The 3,703-nt window shown below is 68.1% G+C and carries 2 protein-coding genes and 1 pseudogene; 2 read left to right on the top strand and 1 reads right to left on the bottom strand.

Features of this window, described 5'->3' with window-relative positions:
• Window positions 1-590, bottom strand: a pseudogene (locus H926_RS33920) (xyloglucanase); the annotation flags it as partial.
• A gap of 202 nt (window positions 591-792) precedes the next feature.
• On the opposite strand from H926_RS33920, the gene H926_RS0123485 reads away from it, so the two are divergent.
• Window positions 793-2,679: a sialate O-acetylesterase gene (locus H926_RS0123485; RefSeq protein ID WP_082209333.1), complete on the top strand. Its 1,887-nt coding sequence runs from the start codon at window positions 793-795 to the stop codon at window positions 2,677-2,679.
• Window positions 2,680-2,790: 111 nt separating this feature from the next.
• On the top strand, window positions 2,791-3,703 hold a 913-nt coding region (locus tag H926_RS30315), incomplete at its 3' end, for a LacI family DNA-binding transcriptional regulator (protein WP_237741178.1).

Below are 3,703 nucleotides of genomic sequence, written 5' to 3'. Positions count from 1 at the left end.
TCGGTGCTCTTCCACAGGCCGTCGCGGTTGGAGCCGAAATAGAGCACGTCGCCCTGGCGCGGATCGACCGCCAGCCGCTCGCCTGTGCCGCGCCCGTCGCTATTGCCGCCGACGCCGATCGGCAGTTCGGTCTTCTGCCAGGTGCGGCCGCGATCGTCAGAGCGCAGGATCGCGCCCTTGCGGCTCCACTGCGACAGGTAAAGCCCGGCAGCGGCATAGACGCGGTCGGGCGCATTGGGATCGACGGCAAAGCTCAGGATGCCCATCAGATCGCCATCGTCGCGGCCCAGGTGATCGAGCAGGGGAATCCAGCGTTTGTTCTCGAAATCAAAGCGGTACATGCCGCCGATGTCGGTGCGGGCATAGAGGATGCCCGGCGTGCGCGGATGGTAGAGAAACCCGTCGACAAAACCGCCCGCGCCAAATGGCACGGTCTGCCAGTGATAAGGCCCGCTCGCCAGCGGGGTGGCGGCGGCATTGGCCACTGCCGGCGATTGCGCGTGAACAGGCGCGGCCACGCCGAGCGCCAGGACGCTGGCCAGGGTAGTGCAGGCCAACCGGCGCGCGCCACGGAACGGGATTCCAGGCATGACATTCTCCTTCCCTGGCGGTGGCGGGGGGAGCGGTGCGCTGCCCGGCCTTTGCCGTTGTGTTTTTGTTTGCGGGGACGAGGCATAATTTGCGCTCGAAATGCCGTCAAGATAGCGCTAACAATCTCGCTACAAGCAAACTGCCCCTGGCCGCCATAACGATGGTGGCGGCCGGGCCGGTAAGAGAGGAGCCCTGTCGGCCATGCGTCCATTTCGCCTTGCGGTGCCCGTTGTTGCCGCCGCCTTTCCGCTGCTGGCCTGGCCCGTGGCGGCGCAGGCCGCGCCCTTTGCCCTGGCACCGGTCCTGACCGACAACGTGGTGTTGCAGCGGGGCAAGCCGGTTCCCCTGCGCGGCATGGGGGAGCCGGGCAGCGTGGTCCATGCCAGCCTGGACGATGGCGCTCTGCCCGACGCGACCGTGGCGGCCGATGGAACATGGCAGATTGCCTTGCCTGCGCAGGCTGCGGGCGGCGGCCACCGCCTGCACTTTGCCACGTCGACCGGGCAGCAGACGCAGCTTGCCAATGTGGCATTTGGCGACGTGTTCCTGTGTTCGGGCCAGTCCAACATGGAGTTCACGCTGCGCCACGCCACCAATGCCGATGTGGTGATTGCGGGCAGCGCCAATCCCGATCTGCGCCTGTTCAACGTGCCCAAGCAAAGCAGCCTGACACCGCAGCCGCAATTCGGTGCGGGTGTAGCCTGGGCGCCGGCTGGCCCGGCAAGCACGCCTGATTTTTCTGCCGTCTGCTATTTCATGGGCGCCAGCCTTCAGGCGACGCGCAAGGTGCCCGTGGGCCTGATCGCGGCATCGTGGGGCGGTTCGATCATCGAGGATTGGATGTCACCGGCGGCCGTGCGCCAAGCCGGTGGGCACGACGATGATTTGGAGCTGCTCGCCCTGCGCCGGCGCGATCCTGCTGCGGCCGAGCAGGCCTGGGGCAAGCAGTTGCGTGCCTTTTTCGCGCGCACGGCGGGGAAGGGGGCGGCCCGCAGCGCTGACGTGGGCAAGCTGTGGGAAGACTGGGGCGATCCGGCCTATGCCCGGTTTGACGGCACCGCCACCTATACCGCCACGGTCAGGCTCAGCGCGCAACAGGCCAGGGCGGCTCGCGCGCTGCGCTTGGGCGTGGTCGACGATATCGACCAGACGCTGGTCAACGGCGTGGCGGTGGGCGCGGGGGTGGGCTGGAACACGCAGCGCCACTATGCGCTGCCGGCCGGCAGCCTGCACGCCGGCACCAATACGATCACCGTCAACGTGCTCGATACCGGCAGCGGCGGCGGCCTGTATGGCGATAGCCTGCCGGCCCTGGAACTGGCCGATGGCAGCATCCCGATTGCCGGATGGCAGGTGGTCCAGGGCATGCCGCTGGCGCGCGCCGGCAAGATTCCGATGCCGCCCTGGATCGCGGCGAGCGGGCTGACCACGCTGTACAACGGCATGATCGCCCCGCTGGGCGATATCCCGCTGGCCGGCATCGCCTGGTACCAGGGGGAATCGAATGCCGGCGATGCAGCCGGCTATCGTGGCTTGCTGCGCGCGCTGATCGCCGATTGGCGCAGCCGCTTTGCCACGCGGCCTTTCGGTATCGTGCAGATTGCCGGTTATGGCCCACTGGTGGCTGGCCCAACCGATGCCTTCTGGCCGCAGATCCGCGAGGCACAGCGTGATGTGGCGGCCAGCGATCCCGACGCCGGCCTGGCCGTGGCGATCGACGTAGGTGACCCTGATGATATCCACCCCACGCGCAAGAAGCCGGTGGGGCAACGGCTGGCCCAGGCCCTGGCCGGCAAGCCGGTCGCCGCGCTGCCGGTGGTGCTGCGCGAGGGCAACGACCAGGTGCGGCTGCGCTTCAACCGGCCATTGCGGGTGATCGGCGATGCCGTGCCGATCGGCTTTGAGCTGTGCGATGCGGCAGGCCATTGCCGGTTTGCCCCGGCCAAGCTCGACGCCCCCGATACGCTGGCCATCCCCGTGCGCACTGGTGACGTGACGCTGCGGTATCTCTGGGCAGACAGCCCAGTGGCCAACCTGTTCGATGCCGATGGCAGCCCGCTGAGCCCCTTCACCATGCCGATACCCTGATCGCCCCGTCTCTCGCCTGGTCGATACGCGCCGCGCGATAGCGGTATCAATTTGGTATCGGGTTGGCCGTTTCGCTTGCATGCCGCATTGGCCGGGCTTAGGACGGCGGGGATGACTGATCAGGACAACGGCCGCGTCAAGCGTGGGCAACGCCGGGGCGCGCGTGGGCCGACGGTGGCCGATGTCGCGCGCCTGGCGCAGGTTTCGCCGATGACGGTGTCGCGCGTGGTCAACAGCGATCCCAAAGTGCACGAGGCCACCCGCGCCAAGGTGGAAAAGGCCATTGCCGAACTGGGCTATGTCCCCAATCTTGCCGCGCGCAGCCTGGCCGGCGGCCGGCAGTGCCGCATCGGCCTGCTCCATTCCAACCCGAGTTCGGCCTATCTCAGCGAGTTCCTGGTCGGATCGAACGAGCAGGCCAACGCCATGGGCGCGCAGTTGCTGGTCGAGCATTTCGAGGAAGAGGCCAGCCGCGAAGCGCTGGCAGCCAAGCTCTTGTCGCACCGCGTTGATGCCGTGCTGCTGCCGCCGCCCCTGTCTGACGATGTGCTGCTGCTGGAATGCATCAACCGCGCCGGGCTCGTCATGGCGCAGGTCGCCACCGGGGCACCGTCGCCGCTGGCCCATGCCGTAACCATCGATGACGAGGCGGCCGCCTATGCGCTGACCGCGCGGCTCACCGGGCTAGGGCATCGGCGGATCGGCTTTATCGGCGGCGCGCCCAACCAGACCGCCAGCGCCCTGCGCCGCAACGGCTATCGCCGCGCCTTGGCCGAAGCGGGCATCGATGGCGATCGGCGCCTGGAAACCACCGGCGATTTCACGTTCCGTTCGGGCATGGATTGCGCGCTGGCGCTGCTCTCGCTCGACGAGCCGCCCACGGCGATCTTTGCCAGCAACGACGACATGGCCGCCGCCACCGTCGCCGCGGCGCACCGTATGGGGCTGGACGTGCCGCGCCAGCTATCGGTCTGCGGGTTCGACGATACGGCATCGGCGACCAATGTCTGGCCGGAACTCACCA

It is taken from the genome of Novosphingobium sp. B-7 (genome assembly GCF_000410615.1).
Taxonomy (GTDB): Bacteria; Pseudomonadota; Alphaproteobacteria; order Sphingomonadales; family Sphingomonadaceae; genus Novosphingobium; species Novosphingobium capsulatum.
The sequence above is the reverse complement of the archived record's forward strand: the minus strand, read 5'-3'. Positions and strand labels throughout refer to the sequence as shown.

Bases quoted from the DNA above. Each gene is read 5' to 3' on its own strand.
- H926_RS0123485 (WP_082209333.1), top strand. From the start codon at position 793: ATGCGTCCATTTCGCCTTGCGGTGCCCGTTGTTGCCGCCGCCTTTCCG.